This is a genomic window from Hymenobacter sp. CRA2 (assembly GCF_002007105.1).
Taxonomy (GTDB): domain Bacteria; phylum Bacteroidota; class Bacteroidia; order Cytophagales; family Hymenobacteraceae; genus Solirubrum.
In genome coordinates this window covers 73,508-94,030 of sequence record NZ_MVBC01000006.1, presented here as the reverse complement: position 1 = coordinate 94,030, position 20,523 = coordinate 73,508, and the positions used below count along the sequence as shown (strand labels likewise).

Here is a 20,523-nt window from a genome sequence, read left to right as displayed (position 1 = left end):
AGCATCTAAATATTATGCAATCATTAATTTTGAGTTTCCAAGCTCCTGAGAGAAAAGCATCAAGCCTGTAGTTAATGGCTTCGTGCTGTTCTCTGCCCCCACACCTACGCATGTTCCGCAACAACCCCTTCTGGTCGCAACTCCTGCTCTGGGTTGCCTTGCTGACCGCTACCAGCGCCCGCGCCGACAACCACTCGCTGGAGCAGCTTCAGCGGCCCTGGGACGAGTTGCTGAAGCGCACGGTTCAGCCCGATGGCCGCATTAATTACGCCGACCTGGCCGAGCACGACGACCAGCTGCGCGGGTATCTGCAGGCGCTGCGCCACACCACGCCTGCTGCCGACTGGACCCGCCCGCAATCCGCGGCTTTCTGGCTGAACGTGTACAACGCTTACACGCTGAACCTGGCTGTGCAGTACTACCCCGTGCTGCGCCTGAGCGACATCAAAGTGAAGACGGTGAGCGGCTACCGCCCGGTGTGGGACGCGCCCGAAGTCAACGTGGGCGGCAAGGTGTACTCCCTCAACCAGATAGAGCGCGAAATCCTGCCCCAGCTGCTTCCCCACGACCCGCGCCGCTTTGTGGCCCTGCACTGCGCCGCGCTGTCCAGCCCCACGCTGCTTCCGGAAGCCTACGACGGCTCCCGTCTCGATGCGCAGCTCAACGAACAAACCCGCCGCTTCGTCAACGACAAGCAGCGCAACCACCTCACGGCTGACGCGGTGCAGGTTTCCAGCCTGTTTGACTGGCACGCTACTGAATTCGGCGAAACCGCTGAGCTGATTGCTTTTTTGAACCGGTTTGCCAAAGCGCCCATTGCCGCCACGGCCACCGTGCAGTACCTCCCCTACGACTGGACGCTCAACGATACAAGCGTCAACGGCATCATGGCGCACCAGCACGGCCGCTAAAACCATGTTTTGCAGGCTGGAAAAGTTACCCAAACGGCCCCTCGCACATCACTGCGAGGGGCCGTTTGAGCTAATTGGACCAACCCCACGAGATGGAGCTTGCGTACCGGTGTTACGTTTACACCCGCATCTACCGTACTACCCGTGGCTGACCTTGCCCCCCTGCTCGATTTTCTGCGCCAACTCGGCCAAAACAACAACAAGCCGTGGATGGACGCCCACCGCGCCGACTACCAGCGCGCCCGCAAAACCTACACAGCCTTCGTAGCCGACCTGCTGCAGCGCGCCCAGCAATTTGAGCCCGCCTTGCTGGCCCTCACGCCTTCCGACGTGATGTACCGCATCAATAAAAACGACCGGTTCCAGCAGAGCGACGAGCCGTATAAGCGCCACATGGGCGCCGGCCTCAAGCGCGACGGCCGCCAAAGCCCGTGGGCGGGCTACTTCGTGGCCATAGAGCCGGGTGGCGAAACCTACGTGGGGGCCGGCCGCTGGCAGCCCGAACCGCAGCAACTGGCCCGCGTCCGGCAGGAAATCCACTACAACGCCGACGCGTTCCACGCCCTGCGGCAGGCTCCGGAGCTGCTGCGCGAGTTTCCCAGCGGCCTCGACATGAGCCAGAGCCTGCGCACCGCGCCCAAGGGCTACGACCGCGCCGACCCCGACATCGAGTGGCTGCGGCTAAAGAGCTTCTTTGTGTGGCGCCCCTTCCCCGACAAGGAAGTGCTGCGCGCCGATTTCCCCGACCGCGTTATCAGCGCCTGGCAGGCCGCGCAGCCCCTCGTGAACTTCCTCAACGAGGCCATGATGGGGGATTAGGCCGCTCTGGCAAGGCAACAAAAAAGAACGTCATTCCTCGGCTGCGCCCGGAATGACGTTCTTTTTTGTTGCCTTTTCTCCTAAAACAGGCCGAACAGCGTGCCCTGGATTTTTTCGATGATGACGCCCAGATCCTCGGGGTGGCTCACGTAGTCAAGCTTGTTCACGTCCACAATGAGCAGCTTGCCCGAGTTGTAGCTGCTGATCCACCGTTCGTAGTGCTCGTTGAGGTTCTTGAGGTACTCGATGCGCATGTGCGTCTCGTAGTCGCGGCCGCGCTTCTCAATCTGTTGAATGAGCTTGGGCAGGTCCGCTTTGAGGTAGAGCAGCAGGTCGGGCGGCTCCACCATGCTGATCATCGAGTCGAACAGCGCGCGGTAGTTGTTGAAGTCGCGCGGGTCCATCAAGCCCGATTCGTGCAGGTTGGCCGCGAAGATGTGGGCGTCTTCGTAGATGGTGCGGTCCTGCACCACGCCCTTGCTGGCCTGCTGCAACTGCTTGATGCGCTGCGTTTGGCGGAAGCGGCTGTTGAGGAAATATACCTGCAGGTGGAAGGCCCAGCGGGGCATGTCGTCGTAGAAATCCTTCAGGTAAGGATTGTCGTCGACGTCTTCCAGAAACACTTCCCAGTTGAAGTGGTGGGCCAGCTTGTGGGCCAGCGTGGTCTTACCGGCGCCGATGTTGCCGACGATGGCGATATGCATGAACGAGGAGCGAATTCAGAATGAAGCCGACAAAAATACGGGAAACCTGCCAGCGAATTGCGCAGGTGCGCGGTTGATTTCTGTCGCGGGGTATACTATCTTATATATATGACGCCGCAACCGCTTCCTACTGCCCGCACCGCCAAGCTGCATTCGCCGCCGCAGCTGGTTCAAGAAGTCAAAGACGAATTCGGCCGGCTCATCGCCGAGCTGTCGTTTTTTCCCGTGGAACGGGTGCTTTACGTGCGCTGGCACGGCCACCTCACCGCCGAAGAAGTCATCCAGGTCGCCAAGGCTACCCTGCCCTGGCATGAGCAGCTGCGCCCCGTGGGCCTGCTCAACGATAAGCGCGGTACCAGCGGCGACTGGGGCGAAGCCATGGCCTGGGTAGAATACGAATGGATTCCGTGGGCCAAAGCCCACGGCCTGCGCGCCTTCGCCTACGTCATGAACGAGGACATGATGGTGTCGTTTGAAAACGCGGCCCTGATTCACCGCATTCAGGAAAATATTCCGCTGCGCACCTATTACGGCGTGGGTTCCGCCTGGAAATGGCTGCGCCAGGTGGGCGGACGCCTGCCCAAAGTAGCCTAACGCAAAACCGCCCCGCCGCGGAGTGCAGCGGGGCGGCCAGCCGGTACGGGCGCAGCTTAGCTGCCGATGGCTTCCTTGGTTTTCTTGGCCTGTTCCAGGGTCCGGAACTCGGCTTGCCAGGAGCGGACGCGCAGTCGGTCTTCTACCCCGATCTGCTCGCGCACCTTTTCGTAGCGCTGGTTGAGGCGCGTGAGCACCACCGAGGCCTGGGCCCAGTCTTCGGCCGTCCAGTTCTTGCGGTTGGTGCGCACGTAGTCGATGAAGCGGCCGTAGAGGTCGGTCATTTCCGAGCCGCGGGCCGTAGCTAGGTTCACGTTTTCGCCCAGCATGCGCGTCTGGGTTTGCTGGGCCGTTTCGGGCTGGCTGGCCTGCTTTTCGAGGCGCTCCTGACGGGCTTCCCAGCTTTCATAGCGGTTTTTCAGGCCCGCGTACTCACGCTTGCCTTGGGCCGTGAGGCTGTCGATACCCCGGTCGATGCGGGTGCTTTGCGTTTCGTACTCTTCCTTGATGCGCGGCATTTCCCGCTTGGTCACCACGTCGGCCTGGTCCAGCTTCGTGTTGATCCAGTCGCGAAAGACGCCCAAGTCGCGTTCTACCGAGGAAATAGCCCGGTCAGTGGTCGAAGACGTGCGGCTAGGCGTAGTGGTTTTGGTCGTGGTGCTTTGGGCCGAGGCCGCGGGCGTCAGCAGAGCTGCCAGGGCCAGCGTCGCAACGGAAAAAACAATGCGTTTCATAGGTTCAGAGGTTGGGTGGCGGCGCAGCTCAGGCGGCGCGAGCTACGCCGGGCAATAGGGTGGCACCTTAAATTTCGGGCCAAACCTTCATACGGGCCGGAAGAACGTTCGTTAATTCGCGAAATTATAGCCTCCTTGCATCTTATGCCCGATTTCGAAGCTGCGCCCATTGCCGTTCAGCCCGCCACGCCGGCCGATATTCCCGTGATTATCGAGCTGGCCGAAGCTACCTGGGAGCCCACTTACCGCTTCATTATCAGCAAGGAGCAGATCGACTACATGTACCGCGTCATCTACACGCCGGCCTCGCTGGCCCGGCAGATGCAGGACGATGGCCACCGCTTTTTGCTGCTGCACTACGACGGGTACCCGGCCGGCTACGCCTCCTACAGCGAGCGGATGGAGGAGCCCGGTGTGTACAAGCTGCACAAGCTGTACGTGCTGCCTTCGCACCAAGGCCGCAAGCTGGGCCAGCGCTTGGTATCGGCCGTGGAGGGCGCCGTGCGCATGGCCGGCGGGCAGTGGCTGGAGTTGAACGTGAACCGCCACAACCCCGCCCTGGGCTTTTACCAGCACCTGGGATTCCAGCAGCACCGCGAGGAGGACATTCCCATCGGCCCGTACTGGATGAACGACTACGTAATGCGGAAGAAGCTGAACGGCTAAGGGAGCAACAGGCTGTTCATTTGTCGTCTCTCCACCCGTTTTCCGTTCCCTGTTACTTGTTTCCTGTCACCTCATCACTCCACATACATGCCCACTAAAATCACCGTCAACAACAACGGCTCCCTGCGCATCGAAGGCGAAGACTTCGAGATTGTCGACCCGCAGGGCAACGCCTACGGCCTGCAGGGCCGCACGCTGGTGAGCATCTGCCGCTGCGGCCTCTCCAGCAACAAACCCTTCTGCGATGGCTCACACAAAGGCCACTTCGAGCACAACGCCGTAGCCTTCGATCTGCCGCCCAAGAAAGCCTAAATCACGGATTTAGACGGATTGGTCGGATTGCACGGATTTCGTGAACGATAATTCGCTAGACAGCCCGGCTTCGGTCGGGCTGTTTGTATTTGTTCGCCTAAGCACCTCGCTGAGCTAATGGTATAAAGAAGAAGCCGAGGCGGTTAGCCTCGGCTTTTCAGTCGTCCACGAAATCCGTGCAATCCGACGAATTCGTCTAAATCCGTGATTAGGCTTGCTGGAACAGCTCGTTTACCAGCTCCACGTACTCCTGCCGGGCTTCGTCCTGGCCTTTGCCGCTTAGGCCGGCCCAGGCATCGTACTTGGCAATGGCTTTGAAATCGAAGCCACCGGGCCGGGTGCCGCTCACGTCGCCTTCGGAGGCTTGCTTGTAAAGCGCATAGAGCTTGAGCAGGGTCATGTTGTCGGGCTTCTTGGGAAGCTGCTGGGCGCGCTGGGCGGCTTGTTCGAACTCTTCGGCAGTGGCCATGGCTGTCGGGGAATGATGAAAGGTGGGATGGAATGCGGACCGCAATGCCCGCGGCGGGTAAGGTACGCAACGCCGGGCATTTAGTAGGCATGCAGCGTTCTTTTACGCCGTAACTTCCGCTTGGTTCCCTGCTCCTCTTCCCACTCCCCGACTATGCTCCGCTCCACTACCTTGTTTTCACTGCTGGCCAGCCTGACGTTGGCCTCGCCGGCCCTGGCCCAAAAAACTTACCTGCACTGCGGCCGCTTGCTCGACGTGCGCGCCGGCAAGCTGCTCGCGGAGCAAACCGTGGTGGTGGAAAAAGGCCGCGTACTGGCCGTGCAGGCCGGCTATGCTACTCCCGGCGCTGCCGCGGATAAAGTCATCGACCTGAAAAACCGCACGGTGCTGCCGGGCCTGATTGATTGCCACGTGCACCTGGAGGGCGAAACGAGCAAAGACGGCTTCCTGCAGGAATTCACGCAGAACCCTGCCGACGTGGCTTATGCGGCCGAAGCCCACGCCCGCACTACGCTGCTGGCTGGCTTTACCACCGTGCGCGACTTGGGTGGCTCGGGCGTCAACGTGTCGTTGCGCAACGCCATCAACCGCGGGCAGGTGGCCGGGCCGCGCATTTTCACCGCCGGCAAGGCCATCAGCGGCACCGGCGGGCACATGGACCCCACCAACGGCTACCGCCTCGACCTGATGGGCGTGCCCGGCCCCGCCGATGGCGTAGCCAACGGCCCCGACCAGGCCCGGCAGGCGGTGCGCGAGCAGTACAAGCGCGGCGCCGACCTGATCAAAATTGCCTCCACCGGCGGGGTGCTGTCGGTGGCCAAGGACGGCTCGGCCCCGCAGATGACCGAGGCCGAAATAGCCGCTGCCGTGGAAACTGCCCACGACCTGGGCCTGCGCGTGGCCTGCCACGCCCACGGCGCCGAGGGCATGAAGCGCGCCATCCGGGCGGGCGTTAACAGCATCGAGCACGGCACCTTGATGGACGACGAGACTATGAAGCTGATGAAAAAGTACGGCACCTGGTACGTGCCCACTATCACGGCCGGCAAATCCGTAGCCGACTCAGCGGCCAAGTACCCCACATATTACCCGCCGCTGGTAACGCCCAAGGCCCTGGCCATTGGGCCCAAGCTACAGGGCACGTTTGGGCGCGCGTACAAGGCTGGGGTAAAAATTGCCTTCGGTACCGATGCTTCGGTGTACCGCCACGGCGTCAACGCCAAGGAGTTTCAGTACATGGTGGAGGCCGGCATGCCGGCGCTGGAGGCGCTGCGCGCGGCTACCCTGAACGCGGCCGAGTTGCTGGATCAAACGGCCAACCTCGGCGCGCTGGAGCCGGGCAAGCTGGCCGATGTGGTAGCCGTGGATGGCGACCCGCTGCAGGATATCCAAGTAATGCAGCGCGTGCGCTTCGTGATGAAGCAGGGCGCGGTGTACCGGCAGGACTAGCCGGGCCGCCTACGAGTAGGCAGTGCCAAAAGCAAGCTGGCGAATCAAAGCAGGAAGGGCTGCGCCGCGAACTGCCGCAACCCTGACCCGGTCGGCGGAGTAAGCGCAAGCGCCGCGCCGTTTCTTTTTCCTCCTGCTCATGAAGCCAGCCGACGTCGACGCCCTCGTCAAGAAATTCCTCCAGCACAAACTCACCCTGGCCCTGGCCGAAAGCTGCACCTGTGGCTGGGTGGCGGCTCAAATGGCTCCCGCCACCGGCGTGAGCGAAGTATTGCTGGGCTCCGTGGTGACTTATCACGCCGAGGCCAAGCAACGGCTGCTCGGCGTGAAAAAGAAAACCCTGGAAGAGTACACAGCTGAAAGCCAGCAGATTGCCAACGAAATGGTGGAAGGCTTACACAAAGCCCTGCCGGCCGATGTGTGCGCCGCCATTACGGGGCTGTTCGGCCCGGGCGCTTCCGAAACGCCGGATAAGCCCGTTGGAACCATCTTCGTCACCATTATGATGGAGGAACGCGCCCACGAATACCGGGAGGTGTTGAAAGGCTCACCCGATAAGTTTCGCGACGCCGCAGCCGACTTTATCTACACCAAGCTTACGGAGCTGCTGGACCGCCGCCTGCTCAGCCCGACCAACATGGTGCACGGCAGTTAGCCTTCCGCCCAGCGGGCAAAAAACCAATGGAGGCGGCAGCTCCCACGGGGCTGTTGCGCCATGCACATTAATTTCAGTAAACGAGTTTAGTAGTTCGGCCGGATGTTTGCAGAGGCGTCGCTTGCTGCACCCTATGAGGTGCACAGGTCTAGCTTAAACCTCTCTTTCTCACGGTTATGAATCACCGCTACTTACTCTCTATCGGGGCCACGCTGGGGCTGGCCGTATGCATAGGGCGCCCGGCCGCCGCCCAAACCGAACTACCTACCCGCCCCGACCCCACGACGGCACCCGCCGCGCCGGTTACTCCAGCTGCCCCTTACGTAGCGCCGAAGTTGGCCACCTTCTACCCCCTCAATACCCTGGGCCTGGGCTTCGGCTGGGGCGCACCTTACGGCCTGGGCCTGGAATACGCCCGTATGGTTTCGCCGAATGTTGATATCAACGCGGGGTTGGGTATTGGCATTGGGGGCAAAATCGGCGTCGGTGTACGGTATTACTTCCGGCCCGATGCCCGCGTCTCAGGCTTTGTCGGCGCCAACCTGGCCCGCTCGGGCCGGATCGACAACGTTCGGGTGTCGTACTCCAACGGCTCACGTACCGAAGAAGCCGAGTACAGCATGGCCCCCAGCGGCGTGCTGCACCTACGCGGCGGCTTGCGCTGGCAGCCCGGCCGCGTAGGCTTGCTCGGCACCGTGGGCTACGGTGCCCGTTTCACCGGCGACCCGGTCATGTTCAAGAACACGGCTTACTACGGCCAGCCTTCGCAGGAAATGCGCAACCTAGTGAACATCATCAGCCCCGGTGGCCTGGAGCTGTCCATTGGGGTGCTCTTCCCCCTGGGTAGCCGCTAATAGGCTAAGCCAGAAAGAGCAAAGCCCGGAAGAATACCAGAGTCGCATTCTTCCGGGCTTTTTCATTGATTCCGGGGCCGGCCCAGCACCAGCCGCAGGTTCAGGCGCACCAGGTCGCCCACGGAGTCGCAGCGGTCAAACTCCTGGGTTTGGTGGTGCAGGTTCAGCTCCTTTTTGAGCTGGGCAATCTTATCGGTCTGCGAGAGTTCTTCCTGCCGCATGCAGTCGATCAGGTCCTTGAGGCGGTAACGTTCGGCGCGGGCCCGGCGGGCCATCAGGGCGCGTTCTTCCACTTGGTACTGCCGGATGGTTTCGGGCGAAAGCAGCCGCCGCACCAAGTCCACCACGGGGCGGTTGTCGCGAAAATACTGCGGCAGGTACATGGCCTTGTGGCCCTCGTAGCTCTGCTGGTCGAAGTCGATGGCGCGCACGCGGTACTGCTCATCCTCGAAGTCGGGCGTCACGTCGATGACGTAGTTGTAGGAGCGCATGTCGCCGAGCAGGCGCGCAAAGCACCGCTCGTTGAACTTCACGAACTCTTTGGCAATGCGCACCTGGTTCAGGTGCGGCCGGTCGAGGCGCGTCTTGATAAAATCGTCACCGGGAATGCCCGCAATGTGCTCCTCAATGAGCGTGTCGCCGGCCACGAGAAAGTTGATGCTGTTCGGCGACAACAGGTGCTCCAGTTCCAGCCCGTACACCCGCGAGGCATCGGCTCGCTTCACGTAGAAGTAGTCGTAGTTGTCGTTGAACTGGTTGACGATGCGCACCCGGAAGGGGTTGGAGTTACCGAAGCGGCAGTAGTCGACGCGGTCGGCAATGAGGTGCTCGGTAAACGACAGGTCACCGTCGGTTTTCAGGCGCGCGTACACCTCCGTCAGGCCCTGGCTGAGCTCCAGCAAGGTGTGCGGCTCGTAGTGCACCGTTTCCCAGAGCGTATCCTGGCCTTGGCGGTCCAGCAGCGGGAAGGAGCCGGTGTGGCGCAGCAGGTCGCCGTAAGTGACAGGCAGGCGAGTTTCACGGTCGTATTGCTGCAGGTAGTGGCGCAGGCCGGCGCCGATGCGGTACGAAGGCTTTTTGCGGGAAATGTTGTCGTTCATCGGGTGGGTAACGGGTGGCACAGGACAGATCGTGGCTAATACGAGTCTGGCCCGACCGTCGGCGGAAGATAAGGCGCCTGGCATGCTTGCCGCCCCTCGTGAATTTCACGCGCTGCAACCCGTTACTTGTCACGCCTGAGGTGTCAGCTGTGACTTAAATTTCCCGAACTTTAGGGACGTTTTCTCCCGCTTTCCGGCCGTTGCTCATGAAAAAAGCTTTCCTCTCCTTGTTGCTGGTGCTGCTGGTACCGGTTTTGTCGCCCGGTTGGGGCTTTTTTGCCCACCGCACCATCACGCAGGTAGCCGTGTACGCGCTGCCCAGCAGCATGCAGGCCTTCTATTTCCGTCACATGGCCCAGCTGGTGAAGCTGAGTACCGCCCCGGATGAGCGCCGCAACGACGACCCCACCGAGGAAACCAAGCACTTCATCGACATGGACCACTTCGGCGACAACCCCTTCGGGCTGATGCCGAAGGCCTATGAAAAGGCGGTGGCCAAATACACGGCCGACACCCTGAAGAAATACGGCACGGTACCGTGGACCATCCTGGAGGTGAAGGACAAGCTCACCCAGGCGTTCAAGGAAGGCGACACCACCGCCATTATTGCCCTGTCGGCCGACTTGGACCACTACGTGGCCGACGCCTTCGTGCCGCTGCACACCACCGAAAACTACGACGGCCAGCTGACCAAGCAGAACGGCATCCACTCGCTGTGGGAATCGAAGCTGCCCGAGATGTTCATCTCACAGTACAAGCTCGACTGCGAGAAAGCCGAGTACGTCAAGGACCCGGAAGCGACTATTTGGAGGGTGGTGCAGGACTCCTACGGCTTTCTAGGCGCCACTTTCGACATTGAAGCTGCCCTCAGCAAGAACTTCACCACCGAGAAAAAGTACACTTTCTCGCACAAGTACGGCAAGACGCGCCGCTCTTACTCCGATGCCTTTGCCAAGGCCTATTTTGGCAACGGCAGCTCGGGCGTGGGCGGACACGTGGCCTACCGCCTGAAGGGGGCGCCTACCATGGTAGCCTCGATGTGGTACACGGCCTGGAAGGATGCCGGCAGCCCCGACCTGAACAAGCTGATGCACCCCAACAAGCTCAGCAAGGATGAAAAGGAGCAGTTCGATGCGCAGCTGGCCGCCTGGAAGAAAAACGAGCTGGTAGACCAGAACCTGCTGCTGGCCATGCAGAAACAGGAAGCCGAAGCCGCCCCGGACGCCGTGGGCTCAGCGGCTGATGCCGCGCCGGCCCCGGCTGCTCCGGCTGCCGAGGCTACGCCCAAAGCCGACGCCGCGCAGCCTGCCAAGGTGAAAACCAAGGAGAAAAAGGAAGACGGCGGCAAGCAAAAGGAGAAGGTCAAAAAGAAGGACGACGCCAAGAAAAAGGACGCTAATACGCCCTTCGGTGACTAAGTCATCCGCCCACTAGCCGCGCCACTACCCACCAACGCCGCTCCCGCACCGGGGGCGGCTTTGTTTTTTGGTAAATGGTCCGCAGTCTGGCTACCTTTCGACTTGTGCGTCAACGCCTTAAAAAACCGAACAATCAGCGGGCTCCCCCTTCAGAGTATGATTCGGAGGTAAAATGGGCTCTACACCCTGTGCGGCTCTGTTAACTTGGCTTATTCTATGACAAGCTCAGCCATTACCCGATAAACTATTGACTTTTACTAAGATAAGCTGCGCAACCGCACCGCCCGCACCGCGTTAGTGCTAGTTGACGCACTCGTCTACGTTGCCCATCCACAAACAAACACCACTGCCTTATGATTCACCGGATTGATCGGCTGGCCCTGGAGCTACCCACCCCCAAAAACGCCTCGCCCAACGACGCGGCGGCCGTGCAGGAACTGCTTGGTGGCAAGTACGGGGAGATGTCGACGCTCATGAACTACACCTTCCAGTCGTTTAACTTCCGTGGGCGCAAACGCCTGCGGCCGTTTTACGAGTTGGTGGCCAGCATCGCCGCCGAGGAATACAGCCACATCGAGGCCGTGTCCTACGCTATCAACCTGCTGCTGACCGGTACCACCAAGCGCGGCCACGACCCGGAGCCCGGGCCGCTGCAGGGCGCCGTGGACGCGCGCAACAGCTACCACTTCCTGAGCAGCAACCAAGCGGCCGTGCCCTACGACTCGATGGGCAACCCCTGGACCGGGCAGTACGTGCACAATTCCGGCAACCTGAAGCTGGACCTGCTGCACAACTTCTTCCTGGAATGCGGGGCCCGCGCCAACAAAATGCGGGTGTACGAAATGGTAACCGACCCCACAGCCCGCGAAATGGTGGGTTACCTGCTGGTTCGGGGCGGGGTGCACGTGGTGGCTTACGCCCGCGCCCTGGAGTACCTCACTGGAGTAGAAGTAACCAAGCTGGTCCCCGTGCCTGACCTGAGCAACAAAGCCTTCAAGGAAGCCCGCAAGCACGAGGAAAAGGGCCTGCACCGCAAACTTTACACCTTCAGCGACGAAGATTACATGCAGGCGGGCTTGATCTGGAACGGCCCGCACCCCGAAGACGGGCAGCCGCTGGAAGTGGTGAAAGGCTCGGTAGAAGGCGTACCTTATCCGGACCTCGAGGAAGAGCCGCAGCTGAACTCGCCCGGCGCCGAGGACTACGACCCGGACATGTTCAAGGACATTGCCAAGAAGCTCGGCATTAAGCTCTGAGCCGGCTCCAAGCCGTATGTTTGTCCCCCGGGCTCGTCAGTGGGCCCGGGGGATTTTTATTGCCCCTGCCCCATGCCTGCCTTTTCCCGCCCCGCCCTCCTACTCGCCATCGGCAGCCTGGCCTGTGCCACCGCCTGCAATCAGCAGCCGCCGGCGCAGGAAAAGCCCCAGGCACCGGTTTCGCCCGACGGCTCCAACCGCCCCGGCCCCGACCTCTCGGCCCTGCGCGACTCCAACGTGGTGGCCGTGCTGCAGGCCTACGGGCAGGAGCACCCCGAAACGGAAGTGCTGTTCCGCACCGATCTGGGCAACGTGAAGGTGCGCCTGTACAAGGATACGCCCCTGCACCGGGCCAGCTTCCTGCTGCTGGCCAACAAGGGCTACTTCGACCAGACGGTATTCTACCGCGTCGAGCAGGGCTTTGTGGTGCAGGGCGGCAACTCCGACCACCGCACCATCAAGCTGGGTAAGTACCACATTCCGCCCGAAATCAAGCCGGAGCACTTCAACCGCCGCGGCGCGCTGGGCATGGCCCGCTACGACGACGAGAAAAACCCCGGCCAACTCTCATCCTCCCACGACTTCTACTTTATCGTGGGTCAGAAGCTGACGCCCCAGCAGGCGCAGTCCATTGCTGGTCGCAAGCTCACGCCTGCCCAGCTGAAGGTGTACGCCACCGAAGGCGGTGCTCCGGCTCTCGACGGCAAGTACACCGTCTTCGGCGAGGTTATCGAGGGCCTGGACGTGGTCGAGAAAATCAACCAGGTACCCGTCGACCGCTACAACTGGCCGCTCAAGGACGTGGGCATGAAGGTGGAAGTGGTGCAGTAGCACCTTCTCCTACTCACTACGCCGCACGCGCACCAGCCGCGAGTGAATCTTGTCGCCGGGGTCTTCCCGCTGGTATTCCACCAGTTCGCGCTTGGTGTAGGCGCGTGTGGCCTCAGTGGCAAACACGTCGGGCCGGCTGGCATCGGCATCGGGCGAAGCCGCGGGCTGCCGCGCCGGGTGCGTGTACACCGTGTCGCCGCTCAGCCGAAACACTTGGTAGAAATAAAACTGCTCGGTGCTGCTGCCTTCTGGTACGAAGCGCACCACCAGCACGTCGCCCACGCGCGGGTCGGCCAGGTACGTCGCTGTCTTGTCGGCGGGCGGCGCGGGCAGGGCCAGCGTAGTCGACTCGGTTTGAGCGGGGTCGGCGGTTTGTTCGGGCTTAGTTTCGGACTGGCAGGCGCTCAGGCCCGCTAGTAGCAGCGCAGCAGCAGCAAAGAGAGTACGCATAAGGCAAAGAAAGGGCAAGCGGGCGAGTTGGTGCGCAGTCTACGCATTTCAGGGACGCCGTGAACGAAAAAAGGCGGCCCGCACCGTGCGAGCCGCCTTTTTGGCCGGTTGACCACGCGGTCATTTAGCCATTCGATATTACCACACCTTGGCGCGTTCGGCCTGGGCCCGCACCATTTTGGCGTCGTCCTTGCAGCCGAAAGCCTCGAAGAACTGCGGCATGTTCATCAGCGGACCGTTGGTACGGAACTGAGCCGGCGAGTGTGGGTCCGTCATTACCTGCTGGCGCAGGAATTCGGGACGGGCGTTGGTGCGCCACACCTGAGCCCACGACAGGAAGAAACGCTGGTCGGGCGTCAGGCCGTCGTACTTGGGGTAGTTGCCGTTGGGGTATTGCTTCTTCAGCTGCTTGTGCAGAGCCGTGTAGGCAATGTTGAGGCCCCCGAGGTCGGCCAGGTTTTCACCCATGGTCAGCTTGCCGTTCACGAACACTGAGTCGACGGGCGAGAAGGCGTCGTACTGCTTGCCCACCAAGGCGGCGCGGGCCTCAAACTTCTGGGCGTCTTCCTTGGTCCACCAGTCGCGCAGGTTGCCCTGGGCGTCGTACTGGCGGCCCTGGTCGTCGAAGCCGTGGGTGATTTCGTGGCCGATAACGGCGCCCATGCCGCCGTAGTTCACCGCGTCGTCGGCCTTCGGGTCGAAGAACGGCGGCTGCATGATGCCAGCCGGGAAGACGATTTCGTTCATCGGCGGGTTGTAGTAGGCATTCACCGTGGGCGGCGTCATGCCCCACTCCTTCCGGTCGATGGGCTTACCAAACTTGCTGGTGTTGTCCTTGTAGCTCCACAGGCGCGTGGCCACGACGTTCTGCAGGTAGGAGTCGCGCGAAATGGTCAGCGCGGAGTAGTCCTTCCACTGATCCGGGTAGCCGATTTTCACCGTGAAGGCGTTCAGCTTCTTCATGGCTTCGGCCTTGGTGGCGGCGCTCATCCAGTCGCTGTTCTGGATATGCTCGCCCATGGCCTCGCGGATGTTGTTGACCATCTCCAGGGCCTTGGCCTTGGCTTCGGGCGTGAAGGCCTGGTCCACGTACAGCTGGCCGAAAGCTTCGCCCAGGGCCGCGTCGGTGGCGCGGTTCATGCGTTTCCAGCGGGGCTGCTGCTTTTTGGCGCCCGTCAGTACCTGCGTGAGCTTAAACGACTCGTCGCCAAAGGACTGCGGCAGGGCCGAGGTCATCGACGTGACGAGGTGCCAGCGCATGTAGGTTTTGAGGTCGGCCAGGGGCTCCTGCTTGAGCATGGTGTTCAGCTCCTGGAAGAAGGCCGGCTGGCCCACAATCACTTCCTTGGCGGCCTTCAGATCGAGGTGCTCCAGAACGTGCTTGGGGTTCAGGTTCGGGTACTTCTGCTGCAGCTGCGCCAGCGTCATCTTGTTGTAGTTGGCGTAGGGGTCGCGCAGGTCCACACGGCTCTTCGAGGCCTTGGCCAGGCGCGTTTCGATGCGCAGCACCGTGGCAGCGTTTTTCTTGGCGGTTGCTTCGTTGTCGCCGGCCAGCTTGAAGGTGTTCACCAGATAGTTCTGGTACGCTGCCCGGATGCCCTTGCTGCGCGCGTCGTCCTTCAGGTAGTAGTCGCGGTCGGGCAGCGAGAGGCCCCCCTGGTACATGTTGACGGCGTACTGGGAGCTGATTTTGTCGTCCTGCCCCACGTACGCCCCGAAAAAGGCGCCCGTTTGCAGTTGCAGGCTGCGGGCAATCTGGATTTGCAGCCCGTCGAGGTTCTTGATGGCATTGATGCGGTCCATCTCCGGCTTGAGCGGAGCAATACCGGCCTTCTCAATGGCCATGGTGTCCATGGCCGTAGCGTAGTAGTCTCCTACTTTCTGGGCATTGGTGCCCTTAGCAGCCGAGGTATTGGCAGCGGCCTTCTCCAGAATCTGCCGCATCACGGCGTTGTTCTTGTCGGCTAGCTCGTTGAAGGAGCCCCAGCGGGTTTCCGAAGCCGGAATCGGGTTGTTCTTGAGCCAGTTGCCGGAAGCATACTGGTTGAAGTCCTGGCAGGGCGACACCGATTTGTCGATGTTGGCCACGTTCAGGCCGGTACCCTGCGGGTAGGTTTCGGCAGCGGGCGCGGCTGGGGCCGTGCTAGCCGTCGGTTGCGTGGCCGGCGTGGTGGAGCTAACGGCGGAGGTTTTGGAGCTGGAAGCACAGCCCCCCAGCGCCAGGGCACCCCAAGCAGCGGCGACCAAGGTCACGCGGTTGCGGTTTTTCATAGCAGAAACGGGGAAAAGCAGTAAGAGTGAGAATTTGCCCGGTAAGGTAGGCACTCAGTAGCACTTTTGCCGGCCGAGTTGCCGCTTCACCCCTGCCTTACTCGTTCAACGTTCGCCGCACGTAACCCGCTCCCGTATCTTGGGCATGATGAAAGAGCCCAACGAACGTTACCGTAATTTCTTCCACGACGTGTACGAAGTCGTCCGCCTGATACCGCCGGGGCGCGTGAGCACCTACGGCGCCATTGCCGGCTACCTCGGCAGCCGCCAGGGCGCCCGCACCGTAGGCTGGGCCATGCAGGCGGCTCACGCCCTCAGCGGCCCTGAGTACGTACCCTGCCACCGGGTTATCAACCGCCTGGGCGTGCTTACAGGCAAGCAGTTTTTCGGCTCGCCCACCGCCATGCAGGAAGCCCTGGAGGCCGAAGGTGTCCCCATCATCGACGACCAGGTGCAGGACTTTGCCCAACGCTTCTGGGACCCCAGCACCGAGCTGCAGGCTTAGGCCAAAACGGTTCTATTTCTTTTTCTGGCGCGTCCGTAGCTCAGCCCGCCGTTGCTCGAAAGCACCTTCTTTGGCCGGCACGGCTTTCAGCTGGGCGCTTGTGCCTTCCTCGATCCACTCGTAGTAGAGGGTTTCGCCGGGCCGGGGCAGTGCGTCCACGCAGGCTTCGGCTGCCGAGCCCACACGCCCGCACAGCTTTAGGGCGTTGCGCCGGTCGGTCCAGGGAATGGTGATGCTACCGGTAGCCCCATCGAGGCCGCCCACCACATTTTTGCCGGCGTACACATCCACCACGCTTGGGCTAGGCTTGCGGCGGTACACCACCACGGCGCTTTCCCGGTCGTCGTTGCCGAAAGCCGGCTCGGTTTGCTTGAGCGGCACGGCAGTCACGCGTCCCGTCAGCAGGTTTAAGCGGTGCTCCTGCCGGTAGCCACTGGTAGCCGCAGCCGCAATGCCGGCCCCAATCAGGCCACCAACCACCGCTCCCGTACCTACCGCGCCGGGGTCAGCGGCGCTCGGAGCTTCAAACATAAAGCCCTCATCGGTGGGCATCAGCAGGTAGTAACGGCGCTGGTGCAGGATATATGAGTCCTGCCCATCGGAGAAGCCCCACACGTTGCGTACCGGCGTGCGGGCACCTTTGTCGTCCACGTAATACAGCTCCACCTCCGAGGTTCCGGCCCAGTTGGGGCTGGTGCGGGGCGTTTTGCTGACGGCAACGAGTTTTTGGTCGTTGGGCACATTGCGCCGGAAATCGTCGAGGGAGTGGTACACCCCGGGCCGCCGTACCTTTTCGGTCTGTAACGGGAAGGGCGTGAGTGGCCCCAATTTCGCCAGCGGGGCAGCGGCCTGCTCGGCCGTGAGCGTCGCTACGGCCGGCAGCTTAGCCGGACCAGCCGCCTCAAACTGGGCCAGGCATTTTTGCAGCAGGACTGAGATGTTGGCGCCATGCTTCCCGGTCACTTCCATGCCCCGGGTTTCCACCGCTTCGGCTGCCCGCCAGAGCACCTCGTACTGCCCGTTGCCTTGCAGGCGCAGCAGGTCCACGACCAGTTCGGCGCTGGCAGCTTCCGAAGCAGCACCGGTAGCCTCTCCGATGACCAGCTGGTGCACCCGCAGGGCATAAGGCGTCGCATCAGTGCCTGCAGGCGTTTGCGCCAGGCGCTGCAGCGCCGGCCCCACGCCCCCTTTGATGTCGGCGGGTACTCGTTCGTTTGCAATTCCGACCTGTACCCAGCCAATGCTCGTACGATCGGGGCGGGCATCGAGAACTTCGGTGATGCGGCCAGCCTGGAAAGGCTGAGCGAGGCTTTGGCTTGCCAAATCCACCTGATGGCGTTTTTGAGCGGTTGCTCCGAAGGCGCCAAAAAAGGCGCACAGCCACATGATATACTTCATAAAGCAGTCAGGAAATACCGCCAATATAATGCGGCACCCCACTGATACCAAGCTAATGCAACCAGAATCTGACGACTGGCTGGCAGCAGCGCAACTGCAGGCCTTAAACCGCGGCGGCTACTTTGCGCCCGGCGGCCGCGTAGATCAGCCGGCGCATTTCCTCGGGGCTGGCATTTTTCAGCAGGTAACCGAAAGCGCCTTCGGCTTTCAGGCTGTCCACTAACTCCGGCTCGTCGTGCATGGAAATGATGATGATGCGCACTTGCGGGTACTGCACGCGCAGCAGCCGCGTGGTCTGCAGGCCGTCGAGCACGGGCATCTGCAGGTCCATCAGCACCACGTCGGGGCGCGTGGAGGCGCTGTCGAGGCGCTCCAGCAGGTCCTGCCCGTCACCGGCTTCGAAGATAACTTCGATTTCTTCGAACCCCGTGAGCAAGGCGCGCAGGCCCTTTCGGAAGAGGATGTGGTCGTCGGCAATGGCCAGGCGAATACGAGGAGCAGCACTCATGGGGCTAACGAGACAGTAACCGGTGCCGCTGCAGCGCCGGCAGATTGAGTAGTAGGAAGGTAAGCAGCGGGAAAGGAAATCCAGACGCGGGTACCGGCTCCCGGGGCCGATTCGTGGCGTAGCATCCCGCGCAGCACAGCCACGCGGCTGCGCAGGTTGGTCAGGCCCAGGCCCGTGCGGGTGTCGGGTGTAGCCATGGCTTCGATGGCAGCTTGGTCGTAGCCCACCCCGTCGTCGGCGTAATCAATGGACAGACGATTTTCGCCAAACTCCAGGCGCACGCTGATTTCGCGGGCCTGGGCGTGCTTAAGCCCGTTGCCGAGCAACTCCTGCACTACGCGGTACACGGCCAACTCATGATGTGGGGGCAGGCGCCGCTGTTCGCCGAGCTGCTGAATGAGCACGCGCGGCCCGCCCTCCGGCACGGCCCTACCCAATGCCTCGATGGCGAAGGAAAGCCCGAACTTTTGCAGCACGGCCGGCAGCAGGTTGCGCGAGATGCGCCGCACCTCGGAAATGGCCTGGTCCAGCATGGCCGTCATTTCCACCGTCGTGGCCGATTCGGGTAAGCCGCTCAGGTGCAGCTTCACGATGGAGAGCATGGTACCCACCGCGTCGTGCAGGTCGCCGGCAATGCGGCGGCGCTCTTCTTCCTGGGCCAGCAGGGCGGCTTCCAGGGCCTGTGACTGGGCCTGCTCCCGCTCCCGCCGCAGTTCCTCCTGCTGCTGCAACAAGCGCCGCTGGTAGCGCAGCACGAAGGCCACGATACTCAGGGCCAGCAGCAGCAGCACGGGCGTAACGAGCAGTAAGGACTTGAGAATGGCAGTCATGGGCAGGTTCGTCCGCCGGGCCTAAAAACAATCAAAAAATTTAACCAAGGTACTATATTTCAAGCTACTTAGCACCAGAAATATGCTTATTGGCGAATACGCCGGCCAGCTAGGCCAGACGCGACATGTCATTTGCGGGCGAGCGGGCCTCGCGCCACAGCGCCCACGTCATCATCATCATTGTTATCAAATACGTGGTTGCGATAATCATCCCGCTGATGGCATCGGATACCGCCCGGTTTTGAGTGGTGCCCTGCAACAGGTAAGGCATGAAGGAGCCCGTATAATAAATGGCTTGTGCCACGCTCACGACGAACATGAAGTCGGCCCAGGGCTGCACGCGCAAATCCTGTAGCCACTGCTCAAAGTAAAGCAGAATCAGGGCCAGCAGCAGCACTACCTGCACCGTGCGGGCGTAGGTGTTGAAGTGCGATAACCCTGACCACACAAAGGCATCAAGCAGGCAGACCACAGTGAAAGCCAACCCGAGGGGCAGCATGAGGCGCCGAATGAATTCGCTGCGCAGCACGACGTAATAGGCCCAGCCTAGCAGCCAGGTTTCGACCAGAACGGTGACGTGGTACAGGTAAATATTGGTACGCAATACGTGGACGCTCCACAGATTGACGAACCCTTCTACCGACCAAAAGCCGAAGTACAGCACGATAATGCGCGCCGCCGCATCCAGCCGACGCCAGTACCAGAGCCCTATCAGAAAGGGCACCAGCACGCCGTAGTTGGTCATTTCTGCCATCACATGCTGCACCCGGCGCAGCCACCACTCAACTGGCATAAACTGGACTTCTGGGTTGCTTGCCTTCTAGGCAGCCGCAATCTAGCACAACGGGCTGTCACTTGGGCAATTCGAAGGGCAGGGTTCGGCCCGATCGGCAATCAGGTCCAGCATGTCCTGACCTTCGTTGGTGGCCCCTACCAGGACCACCGTCATCTGCTGGGCTTCGTTGAGCGCGAAATAGATTCGCAGGCCCATAGCACCGGGCTGGTCTAGCAGCTGATTGATGATGTCCTTGCCCATAAACCCACACTTAACCGGGTTTAGATTGGCGTCGCGGTAGCGCGTGGTCATGGCAACAGCTTCCTGCAGCGTGATTTCGCCGCCTTCAGAACCATCAAATGGCATACTAGTAGATGTTAAGAAAAGGTGAGACTGAATTAGTGGGCGCCCAATAGCTTGGACCTTCAAATATATAATTGTATTATCCAATATTAACCATTGCCAACACCCTGTCTTTATGTATTTGCCTCCGTTTTGACATAAAATATTGGTAAACAGGCAATAGGTATACATGCCGAGTAACTACCGGGCTGCTGGTGCTCAGGCCTTGTAATAAGACGTGTACACGTCACGCTGGCGCGCCAAAAGGTGGCTTGGCCTCCGCAACCTGGGGCGTGGATACGTCCAGATGCCCAGGGTCGTGAAAACTAGCCCGGTCAGGTCCATCAGCCCAATAAGGGTGTCGCTTGAGGAGTAGCTACCGCTTAGCCAAGCTCATTGCCGGCGTCTTCCTGCTCGTCTTCGTCGTCAAGAGCATCGAAGACGCGGTCCAGGGTGGCTTCGGCCGTGCGCAGGCGCTGCTTGCAGAAGCGGATGAGCTCGGCGGCGCGCTGGGCGCTGGCAGTGAGGTCGTCCACGTCTACGCTTTCGGTTTCGAGGCGGCGCAGCAGGGTTTCGAGTTCGGCAATGGCGTCGCGGTAGGTGCGGTCGGCGGGTTGGTGGTCAGGCATCAGGGTAATATCAGTAATAAGCAAGCGCAGTCGGCGCCGGTCT

The 20,523-nt window shown here is 61.3% G+C and carries 24 protein-coding genes; 12 read left to right on the top strand and 12 right to left on the bottom strand.

The window, feature by feature from the left end; all coding sequences use genetic code 11:
• Positions 1-110: 110 nt before the first annotated feature.
• Complete coding sequence (locus B0919_RS11305; RefSeq protein WP_176133002.1) at positions 111-911, top strand: DUF547 domain-containing protein; 801 nt, start codon at positions 111-113, stop codon at positions 909-911.
• A 144-nt stretch (positions 912-1,055) separates the two neighbouring features.
• Positions 1,056-1,730 carry a DUF2461 domain-containing protein gene (locus tag B0919_RS11300; RefSeq protein WP_078012364.1) on the top strand — a complete coding sequence of 225 codons (675 nt, stop codon included), beginning with the start codon at positions 1,056-1,058 and terminating at the stop codon, positions 1,728-1,730.
• Positions 1,731-1,810: 80 nt separating this feature from the next.
• Here B0919_RS11300 and B0919_RS11295 read toward each other — a convergent pair whose 3' ends face one another.
• On the bottom strand, positions 1,811-2,434 hold the full coding sequence (locus tag B0919_RS11295; RefSeq protein WP_078012363.1) for a deoxynucleoside kinase: 624 nt from the start codon (positions 2,432-2,434) through the stop codon (positions 1,811-1,813).
• Positions 2,435-2,542: 108 nt separating this feature from the next.
• Between B0919_RS11295 and B0919_RS11290 the strand changes: the two genes are divergently transcribed.
• Positions 2,543-3,028: a hypothetical protein gene (locus B0919_RS11290; RefSeq protein ID WP_078012362.1), complete on the top strand. Its 486-nt coding sequence runs from the start codon at positions 2,543-2,545 to the stop codon at positions 3,026-3,028.
• Positions 3,029-3,084: 56 nt separating this feature from the next.
• Here the strand turns inward: B0919_RS11290 and B0919_RS11285 are convergent, their stop codons facing one another.
• Positions 3,085-3,762: a DUF6565 domain-containing protein gene (locus B0919_RS11285; protein ID WP_078012361.1), complete on the bottom strand. Its 678-nt coding sequence runs from the start codon at positions 3,760-3,762 to the stop codon at positions 3,085-3,087.
• Between the two features lie 144 nt (positions 3,763-3,906).
• Between B0919_RS11285 and B0919_RS11280 the strand changes: the two genes are divergently transcribed.
• Together B0919_RS11280 and B0919_RS11275 are read left to right on the top strand one after the other, a co-directional pair.
• Positions 3,907-4,428 carry a GNAT family N-acetyltransferase gene (locus tag B0919_RS11280; protein WP_078012360.1) on the top strand — a complete coding sequence of 174 codons (522 nt, stop codon included), beginning with the start codon at positions 3,907-3,909 and terminating at the stop codon, positions 4,426-4,428.
• An 87-nt stretch (positions 4,429-4,515) separates the two neighbouring features.
• Positions 4,516-4,740, top strand: a complete 225-nt coding sequence (locus tag B0919_RS11275; RefSeq protein ID WP_078012359.1) for a CDGSH iron-sulfur domain-containing protein — start codon at positions 4,516-4,518, stop codon at positions 4,738-4,740.
• 208 nt (positions 4,741-4,948) lie between these two features.
• Here B0919_RS11275 and B0919_RS11270 read toward each other — a convergent pair whose 3' ends face one another.
• Positions 4,949-5,209, bottom strand: coding sequence for an acyl-CoA-binding protein (locus B0919_RS11270; RefSeq protein WP_078012358.1), 261 nt, complete (start codon positions 5,207-5,209; stop codon positions 4,949-4,951).
• A 153-nt stretch (positions 5,210-5,362) separates the two neighbouring features.
• On the opposite strand from B0919_RS11270, the gene B0919_RS11265 reads away from it, so the two are divergent.
• From B0919_RS11265 to B0919_RS11255, 3 genes are all read left to right on the top strand, one after another.
• A complete protein-coding gene (locus tag B0919_RS11265; protein WP_078012357.1) occupies positions 5,363-6,658 on the top strand; it encodes a metal-dependent hydrolase family protein in 1,296 nt (431 codons plus the stop codon).
• Positions 6,659-6,797: 139 nt separating this feature from the next.
• Complete coding sequence (locus tag B0919_RS11260; RefSeq protein ID WP_078012356.1) at positions 6,798-7,313, top strand: CinA family protein; 516 nt, start codon at positions 6,798-6,800, stop codon at positions 7,311-7,313.
• A 176-nt stretch (positions 7,314-7,489) separates the two neighbouring features.
• Positions 7,490-8,167: a hypothetical protein gene (locus B0919_RS11255; protein WP_139362067.1), complete on the top strand. Its 678-nt coding sequence runs from the start codon at positions 7,490-7,492 to the stop codon at positions 8,165-8,167.
• A 62-nt stretch (positions 8,168-8,229) separates the two neighbouring features.
• On the opposite strand, the gene B0919_RS11250 is transcribed toward B0919_RS11255, so the two are convergent.
• Entirely contained in the window at positions 8,230-9,267 is a 1,038-nt protein-coding gene (locus B0919_RS11250) for a hypothetical protein (RefSeq protein WP_078012354.1), read from the bottom strand.
• Positions 9,268-9,473: 206 nt separating this feature from the next.
• Here B0919_RS11250 and B0919_RS11245 point away from each other — a divergent pair, with 206 nt between their 5' ends.
• From B0919_RS11245 to B0919_RS11235, 3 genes are all read left to right on the top strand, one after another.
• Complete coding sequence (locus B0919_RS11245) at positions 9,474-10,685, top strand: zinc dependent phospholipase C family protein (protein WP_078012353.1); 1,212 nt, start codon at positions 9,474-9,476, stop codon at positions 10,683-10,685.
• A gap of 353 nt (positions 10,686-11,038) precedes the next feature.
• The gene (locus B0919_RS11240; protein ID WP_078012352.1) at positions 11,039-11,941 is read left to right on the top strand and encodes a manganese catalase family protein; all 903 of its coding nucleotides are present in this window, start codon (positions 11,039-11,041) and stop codon (positions 11,939-11,941) included.
• A 72-nt stretch (positions 11,942-12,013) separates the two neighbouring features.
• Positions 12,014-12,772: a peptidylprolyl isomerase gene (locus tag B0919_RS11235; protein ID WP_078012351.1), complete on the top strand. Its 759-nt coding sequence runs from the start codon at positions 12,014-12,016 to the stop codon at positions 12,770-12,772.
• Between the two features lie 9 nt (positions 12,773-12,781).
• Here B0919_RS11235 and B0919_RS11230 read toward each other — a convergent pair whose 3' ends face one another.
• Both B0919_RS11230 and B0919_RS11225 read right to left on the bottom strand, forming a co-directional pair.
• A complete protein-coding gene (locus B0919_RS11230; protein ID WP_078012350.1) occupies positions 12,782-13,222 on the bottom strand; it encodes a hypothetical protein in 441 nt (146 codons plus the stop codon).
• A gap of 138 nt (positions 13,223-13,360) precedes the next feature.
• The gene (locus tag B0919_RS11225) at positions 13,361-15,493 is read right to left on the bottom strand and encodes a M13 family metallopeptidase (protein WP_078012349.1); all 2,133 of its coding nucleotides are present in this window, start codon (positions 15,491-15,493) and stop codon (positions 13,361-13,363) included.
• 145 nt (positions 15,494-15,638) lie between these two features.
• Between B0919_RS11225 and B0919_RS11220 the strand changes: the two genes are divergently transcribed.
• Positions 15,639-15,998, top strand: a complete 360-nt coding sequence (locus B0919_RS11220; protein ID WP_139362066.1) for an MGMT family protein — start codon at positions 15,639-15,641, stop codon at positions 15,996-15,998.
• A gap of 12 nt (positions 15,999-16,010) precedes the next feature.
• Here B0919_RS11220 and B0919_RS11215 read toward each other — a convergent pair whose 3' ends face one another.
• The 6 genes from B0919_RS11215 to xseB all read right to left on the bottom strand — a co-directional run bounded on the left by B0919_RS11215 (position 16,011) and on the right by xseB (position 20,480).
• Positions 16,011-17,396, bottom strand: coding sequence for a hypothetical protein (locus tag B0919_RS11215; protein WP_078012348.1), 1,386 nt, complete (start codon positions 17,394-17,396; stop codon positions 16,011-16,013).
• Positions 17,397-17,499: 103 nt separating this feature from the next.
• Entirely contained in the window at positions 17,500-17,904 is a 405-nt protein-coding gene (locus tag B0919_RS11210; RefSeq protein ID WP_078012347.1) for a response regulator transcription factor, read from the bottom strand.
• A complete protein-coding gene (locus B0919_RS11205) occupies positions 17,901-18,734 on the bottom strand; it encodes a sensor histidine kinase (protein WP_078012346.1) in 834 nt (277 codons plus the stop codon). Before B0919_RS11205 ends, B0919_RS11210 begins: the two co-directional genes overlap by 4 nt.
• 109 nt (positions 18,735-18,843) lie before the next feature.
• A complete protein-coding gene (locus tag B0919_RS11200; protein ID WP_078012345.1) occupies positions 18,844-19,527 on the bottom strand; it encodes a hypothetical protein in 684 nt (227 codons plus the stop codon).
• Positions 19,528-19,569: 42 nt separating this feature from the next.
• Positions 19,570-19,875 (bottom strand): hypothetical protein, encoded by a 306-nt coding sequence (locus tag B0919_RS11195; RefSeq protein WP_078012344.1) that lies wholly within the window; start codon positions 19,873-19,875, stop codon positions 19,570-19,572.
• A gap of 359 nt (positions 19,876-20,234) precedes the next feature.
• Positions 20,235-20,480: an exodeoxyribonuclease VII small subunit gene (gene xseB / locus B0919_RS11190; protein ID WP_078012521.1), complete on the bottom strand. Its 246-nt coding sequence runs from the start codon at positions 20,478-20,480 to the stop codon at positions 20,235-20,237.
• Between the last annotated feature and the right edge of the window lie 43 nt (positions 20,481-20,523).